6 protein-coding genes are annotated in these 6,857 nt (G+C 53.1%); all 6 read right to left on the bottom strand.

Annotated features, from left to right (window positions below):
- Positions 1-327 precede the first annotated feature (327 nt).
- Positions 328-969 (bottom strand): hypothetical protein, encoded by a 642-nt coding sequence (locus ACRCWW_RS17970; protein WP_438683608.1) that lies wholly within the window; start codon positions 967-969, stop codon positions 328-330.
- Positions 970-991: 22 nt separating this feature from the next.
- Positions 992-3,247, bottom strand: a complete 2,256-nt coding sequence (locus ACRCWW_RS17965; RefSeq protein WP_438683607.1) for a glycosyltransferase — start codon at positions 3,245-3,247, stop codon at positions 992-994.
- On the bottom strand, positions 3,244-3,999 hold the full coding sequence (locus ACRCWW_RS17960) for a hypothetical protein (protein ID WP_438683606.1): 756 nt from the start codon (positions 3,997-3,999) through the stop codon (positions 3,244-3,246). The genes ACRCWW_RS17965 and ACRCWW_RS17960 overlap by 4 nt, the downstream gene beginning before the upstream one ends.
- A gap of 79 nt (positions 4,000-4,078) precedes the next feature.
- Positions 4,079-5,014: a hypothetical protein gene (locus ACRCWW_RS17955; protein ID WP_438683605.1), complete on the bottom strand. Its 936-nt coding sequence runs from the start codon at positions 5,012-5,014 to the stop codon at positions 4,079-4,081.
- A 23-nt stretch (positions 5,015-5,037) separates the two neighbouring features.
- Entirely contained in the window at positions 5,038-6,486 is a 1,449-nt protein-coding gene (locus ACRCWW_RS17950) for a glycosyltransferase family 2 protein (protein ID WP_438683604.1), read from the bottom strand.
- Positions 6,487-6,723: 237 nt separating this feature from the next.
- The coding region (locus tag ACRCWW_RS17945; protein ID WP_438682425.1) for a flagellin at positions 6,724-6,857 on the bottom strand (134 nt) is incomplete at its 5' end.

The raw sequence follows: 6,857 nt of genomic DNA, 5'->3' as shown, positions 1-6,857 counted from the left end.
ATACGTTTACCGGTACCCAGACGCTCCATAGAGGTGGAGAGCAGGCTGTTAGCCTGGTTCAGGGCATTGGTGGAAGACATAGCTGCAGAGTTAGTGAAAAGGGAAAGTGCCATTGTATTTATCTCCTGAAGAAACCGGCTCATCCGGCTTTCCTGTTGTGTACTGAGACAAAACGACACGCCGGAGCAGCGAATTAAATTTTATTTTGAAAAAATTATAATTTGTTTTGAATCAGCGGATTAAAAGCCCGGCGGCGCGGGCCTATGGGGAAGGTCTGGCAGGCCGGGTAAGCGTCAGCGCCACCCGGCAAAGGCATAAGCAGTAAAATCAGTTATCCCAGCGGCGGAAAATGAAGAAATCGGCAAACGACGTTTGGTTTTGCGCGCGAACATCAAAGGGATACTGGTTGGCAATAAACTCGTGTAGCACCCAGCGATCGGTGATGTTTTTGGCAAGCCAGTCGGTGAAACAGCGATGGCGAACATGCTTCACGTGCCCACCCAGTAGCGTATTTAGTGCTTCATCATTAGAAGCGTATACCGCTACAAATCGTGAGGAAGCCTTAAACAGCGTGGTCATATAACGCTCAAAGGTATCTTCTTCAATCAGGTGATAAATCACATCCAGCGAGAGCGTCAGCTCTGCCTGCTCACCATCCCAGGCATCCACTAACTTAAATTCCTTCGTCGGGTCGTTACTGAAACGCTGTTGGCAAAGTTGAACAGCATGCTCAGAGACGTCAAATCCCGTGTACTGAGGATAGTGAGCCAGCGACAGCTGGTTGCCGTCACCGCAGCCAAATTCGGTAATTGACTGCACGTTCTCCTGAGCCACAAACCGGTTCAGGACATCGGCTTTAAAATCCGCTAATCGGCCATAGGAGCCAGCCCCGGAGTTCCCGCTCAGGCGATAACGGTCGTCCCAGTACTGGGCCGAATGTGAAAACGTTAACGTGTTTTGTTGAGACATCATGGTTCCTGTACGGTAAAAATTAGAGCGCTCTGAAAACAGCAGGCAGTGCGCTGTCTTCGAGGATGGCGTTTTTCAGGTCAGCCACCAGCTGTGGGTTGTCGTTCGACGGCTGTGGCTGCCACTGGTAAATGCGGCTGAAGGTTTCAGGGAACACGGTTTGTGCGTACTCCTTTACTTGCACAGGGCACACTTCTGGCGCAATTAACACTGACAAACTCGCCAGCGGTAACGCCTCACTGGAAACCACCACCAGCTGGAACGCTTTGTCCTGCTGTAACCCAAACAGGTTGATGGCGTCCAGCAAGGATTCAACTGCACCCTGGGTCGCATCAATCACAATCAGCAGATTGTCCAGCCCACAATCGTCCCGCAGGCTTTGTCGTTGCGCTGCAATAAACGCTTCGACCTGTTTGCGTGGCACGCCCGGGAACAGTGCTTCCGGGCGGTAGCGCTGCAAAATAGCGTTGAAAATACGGTATTCGTAACTGTGGTCGACCGGCTTGCCCATCCCGGTCAGATTGCCGTCATGCAGGCGATAGGTGATGTTACATTGCGCGGTGAAGCCTGCTTTGGCTGTGCCTAACGCTCGTGACCAGAATTCATAATCGTGAGCGCGAAGATAGCGGACATCGTAATCACCCACTTTGGCGTACAGCGTTTTACGGATGCAGCAGCCGGGGTTGGCGACAATGTTGCCTCGGGCAATCAGATGCAGCCAGTTTGCGGGGGAATGATTATTGAGCGCACGGAATTCTTTGTTATCGCCATGGGTTTCCATGCCACAGGAAATCACATCAACCTGAGGCCACTGCGCCAGCAATTCGCGGTAGTGGGAAAGCGCATTGGCATGCAGCAAGTCATCGCTGTCGAGCCAGACAATAAAGCACCCCTTAGCCGCTGCAATGCCTGCATTTCGGGTATCAGGCGCGTTGGTATGCGGTTTTTTGATGATTCGCAGACGGGAGTCATGAAGGTTCTCAAGCATCTCCATACTGCGGTCTTGCGAACCGTCATCCACCACGACCACTTCGAAGTTCTCATCTCGCTGGTTTAGCGCCGAACAAACGGCAGGCAGGATCAAGGATTCCCGGTTGTAGCAGGGGATAACAATGGAGAATAACGCCGCGTCGTGTGGCGCGCGTTGCCAGAGCCTGGCGTATTTCGGGTAGAGCGCATCCTGCTGAAGTGCCGCCTGGGCTTCTTGCGCATAACGTTCAGGATGTTCATTCCCGGCCACAATGCTTGCCACAGCATCATCAATGGAGGAAAGCAGATAACGGGCTGGTAAGTACTCGCTTAATCCTCCGGCAGCGTGGAAGACGATGGGTTTTAAGCCTGCGAGCATAGCTTCAAAAATGCCCATTCCTTGCGATTCGTTATAGCTCACCGAGAGAATGAACGATTTACGCTGATACCAGTTCGCCATTTCCGCAGCCGGAAGCGCCCCTTCAATCACCACATTGCGAGATAAGCCGTAGGTTTTGACCAGCTCGCAAAAGCTCTCATAGAGACACTGATCTTCGATGCGTCCGGCGATATATACGGTGTAGCGGCTGTCTGTCCTGACCAGCGCCTGCATGATGGGCAGCAGCTGCATCAGGTTTTTTTGCGGCGCAAAGCGGGCAACACAGGCCAGATGAAACGGGTTCTTTTCACCCTGAACGGGTTTCGGCAAATGCCCGGTCAGGTTGGGTAGCACCGTGATTTTCAACCGGGGAGGGAGCTTATCCGCTAACTGGCTCACAAAGCGTTTTTTCATGGCTTCGCTGACCACGATGACTTCATCCACATTTTCCCAGTTGGCCTGTAAGAAGGCTGAACCGTACAGCTCGTAACGGTGGATGCGGCAGACGATCCGGCAATATTTAGGCAGATGGCTGGCGGCAATGATCGCGCTATCACCCCACTCAAACCATGCCAGATCGCAATGCTTCAGCTTGTCGGTTAACGATGCCTGAGTCATGCCTGCATTCGGAAGTTCGCTTACAAGGTGGCCCTGCTCGCGCATCATCGCTATCACGGGTTGCAGGAAATGTGTGTTGTCATTGGTGGCGGTGACGACAATGTGCAGTTGCTCGTCGCGCAGCGGTGTAAAGCGGCTTTCGCCTATACAGCGATACTGATGCTGCTTCAGTTCGTGGGCGACGACGTGAAACCGATCTTCGTCGAGGTCTTCAACAAGGATATCGGCGCCGGTTTTAAGCGCTTGTGCAATGGCACTGTGCCATTCATTTTCGGCCTTCCTGGCGGAAAAGGTGACGGTGTTGGTGTTCATAGCGCTGCTCCACCCGGCAGGAGGGAGCAGGCAGCAAGGACGGCATTGTCGGCAAATAACGAGATATCGAGCGGGCGACCACGGTCTGCTTGTTCATCGGTACGCCAGTTTTCAAACAAAGCCATGATGCTCACGACATCAGATTCTGCCAGTTCGCTGCCGTCCTGCATCCACAGGCTGAATAAGGTGCGCAGTTGATAATAGTCGGCGACCAAATCGAGAAAGCTGTCGCTGATTGCGCGCGCAGAATGCGCCGTGAACTGACCCTGCTGTATGCGGAAGGTCAGATAATGACTGATTGACCACGGCATTTTTTCGAAGGCCTTCTGGCCTTTTGTTTGCCAGATCGCATCGAGTTCGTGCTGCACGGTGTCGTCTTTCTGCACCTTGTCCAGACGCAGCAGGCTGACCTGCATCGGCCAGCTGTTTTTACGCTTCGACTCGGGCAACTGTTTCCACTCGGCAACCATCGTTCCACAAACCTGAATCAAGGATTTACGCAGCACGTCTACCGTCACCACGTTCTGGAAACCTGTGCTCAATTCGCCGCTTTGGGCATGCTCAGCCAGACGCGCAGGCATGGAGAGAATTTTGCGGCGGCTTTCTTCGCTGTCAGCCAGTTTGTCGGTTGCAGAAAGCAAAATGGCGAGGGCGTACAGGCGCTCTTCAGCCGTCACTGCTTCCAGCGACAGGCAGGCGATTGCGGCCTCATTAAGGGCTTGATTATGCAGCAGAGCGTCACTGCTCTTCATCACGTTCATGCGTTATCTGTTCTCAATAATGGGGGAGGTAAACCAGAACAGGCGGTCATCGAGACGACCGCCAAAAAGATTAAATAAGGGATAAAGCGTGCAGCAACGCGGTGTCGTCATCGCTCTTTAAGGCCAGCGGAGAAGAGGTGGTCGCAGGAAGCTGTTTCCAGCTACTGAACAGAGACACCACGCTTTCTTCGGTTAAGGCATTACCGGTTTCCACCCAGATAGCCAGCAGCATTTTTAACTGGAAAAACTGCGTGGCTAATTGCAGCATCTTCGTGCCATAAGTGGCGCTGTCGCTGCCCGGGAAAATATCGTGATACAGCTGATAAATAAGCACATTGCGTGCCATCCAGACCAGCGCGTTGTCTGACGATGCCTGTGCCCAGACGGCATTCAGAGCGGTCACCCGGTCAGCCAGCTGTGCGTCGTTCATCACCACCAGTTCACCCACTTTCAGGGAAACGGCCATCTTTTCCATCATCGGCAAATTGAAGCTAATGCGATGCGTCCCAAGCGTTTTGAGCGCTTCCGTTTCGACGCTGCCAATCTGCGGCAGCTGTGCATATTGCTCTGCCAGAACGCCTTCTTCACCTAAATGCCCAATCTGCTCTGCCATCATCACCAGCAGGGACGAATCGTCCTGCTGCGTCTGCTGATACTGTTTGGCTTTGCTCAGCAGAATGCCGATGGCATAAAGCGCCGTTTCAACGGTCAGCGCCGGGTGCATCGCCAGGTTCAGACACTGCTGGTTCAGGGTTTCCAGCCACAGGTCTGCGGGGGCATCGGCCTGCTCATCATTTTCTTCGGCATGCAGCACGAACGCCTTTGGGTTCAGCAACACCTGACGGGCTGCGCTTTCACAGCGTAAATCCAGCGAGTCGCGCTGCTGGTTGTTGAATTTCACCTGAATAAGCGGCGATCCTTCAGCGGCTGACTGGCAGGCAGGGCAGGTGCAGTCGGCGTTTTCGGCCAGAAAGCGAAGTACAAACTCGGGTTGATAATGTTCCATATTTTTCAGTGTCCTTTAACAAATTACGAAGCCGTATTGGGCTGAATTTTTTTGAAAAACAGATGCGTGGAGTCGATCATCTCTTTCCCATCGGGCGAGGGGAGGTGTTGTAAGAACGCATAACTCGGATAACACCCAAGCCAGCAGGACTCACGCATCAGCAAAGGCCACCCTGCCGTTAGCGACACGTTTTGCGCGAGGGCTTCGCGGTAGACAGTCAGCAGGGTGTCGATAAACGGCTGCTGGACGGCATAAGCACATCCGCATTCCGCCGCGCCAACTCGCGCGACGCCGTTGAGGGATTTCAGGGGAATAATCTGGTGGTAATTCGCACCCAGCAGCAAAACCTGCCAGTCGATGTTCGGCAGCTGGCGCAGCAGGCCGTTCAGGTTGTTCACCGCGCCTTCTTTATGCACGTAGCTGAGGCGAGCGTCCAGCAGTAGCACGTTTGGCCACTGGGCTTCTTTAGCCTTTTCGAGGATCTGGCAGTGCGTTTCCAGCTCGGCGCGTTCGGCGGATGCATGGCGTACTTTTTCAACCGGCAGCAGTTGTTCTTGCGATATGCCCAACTCACGCAAAGTCGTCAGCGCGTTGTCACACTCTTGCTGGTCACCCGCCTCGTAGAGAACAGCAATTTTGCTGAAGGTGCTCCATTCCACGCGCGTGTTAGTCGGCAGCGTACTCAGGCGGCGATAGTGGCTGAGCAGGTTGTTGTCCTGCACAAAGTCTTCCAGCGTTAAATCCGTCGGTTCCGTCGAGCCCAGAATGAAATCTTTGTCATAGGTATTGGCGCTGTGAGAAATGCACAAAATCGCTTTCTCCGGTGGCAGTTGCAGCACCGGCGCAGTGAAGTTATTAAGGAAGCTGACTTCTTCGGCGAGCGTAGCGGTATCGTCATACCGATGAGTACGCAGGAAATTGCGGTGATAGCCAAAGGTGCCGTTCAGGGCATGGTTTTTGCCAAACGAACGGGTGCGATAAATTTTATCGAGATGGCTGTACCAGATGTAAATCTGATCGCAGCCGGAAAAGGTAGCGTTATGGGTTTGCATCGCGGCAACCTGAGCGCTGATTTTGTCCTGCGGATAATAGTCATCATCGTCAAAACAGATAATGTATTTTCCGGTCGCCATCTCGTTGAGCAGATTGCGTTTTTCACCCAGGATCAGCTTCTTCTCGCTATAGTGGTAACGCACATTTTGCTGGGTTTTATCGACCAGCATCTCAATCAGGTCTTCGTTACTTTGTGCGGAGTCATCAACGATAATCAGCTCGCGCTTGTCCGCCGGATAATCCTGATATTGATAGATGTAGAGCAGGTAGGGCAGAAACTCCCGGCGGTTCCACGTCGGGCAGATCACGCTGACAAACGGCAGTTCCTGCGTTTTCCCTGTCTGTTGACGCTGCAGCAAAGACGACAAAAGGCTGTCTTTGGATGCCGTGGGCGTTGTTACTTTCTTCTTACTGGACATAGTCTTTGATTCGCCTGACTGAGTGATTCTCCGGAGCGTTGTGCAAAAAGGCGGTTTTCCCTGCCGTCAATTGTCTGCACAAGGGTATTGGCTACAAGCAATCATCGTGCCAATAAGTTAATTCTTTTTAGATCATGAGGATAGTGCGGCAGTGGAAGGCTCGTTTCCCGGCAGGAGGAAAGAGTTCGACGAAAAAAAACACCGCATAAGCGGTGTTTTTCACATCATGAGCGGGGATTAGCCCAGCAGAGACATCACCATGCCGGACATGCTGTTGGACTGCTTCAGCATCGACATAGAGGTCTGGGCCAGCATCTGGTTGCGGCTCATGTTGGAGGCTTCGGTGGCGAAGTCCGCGTCGGTGATGTTGC

The organism is Scandinavium sp. (assembly GCF_051650185.1).
Lineage (GTDB): Bacteria > Pseudomonadota > Gammaproteobacteria > Enterobacterales > Enterobacteriaceae > Scandinavium.
The sequence above is the reverse complement of the archived record's forward strand: the minus strand, read 5'-3'. Positions and strand labels throughout refer to the sequence as shown.

Bases quoted from the DNA above. Each gene is read 5' to 3' on its own strand.
- ACRCWW_RS17955 (WP_438683605.1), bottom strand. From the start codon at position 5,014: ATGGAACATTATCAACCCGAGTTTGTACTTCGCTTTCTGGCCGAAAAC.
- ACRCWW_RS17970 (WP_438683608.1), bottom strand. From the start codon at position 969: ATGTCTCAACAAAACACGTTAACGTTTTCACATTCGGCCCAGTACTGG.
- ACRCWW_RS17965 (WP_438683607.1), bottom strand. From the start codon at position 3,247: ATGAACACCAACACCGTCACCTTTTCCGCCAGGAAGGCCGAAAATGAA.
- ACRCWW_RS17960 (WP_438683606.1), bottom strand. From the start codon at position 3,999: ATGAAGAGCAGTGACGCTCTGCTGCATAATCAAGCCCTTAATGAGGCC.
- ACRCWW_RS17950 (WP_438683604.1), bottom strand. From the start codon at position 6,486: ATGTCCAGTAAGAAGAAAGTAACAACGCCCACGGCATCCAAAGACAGC.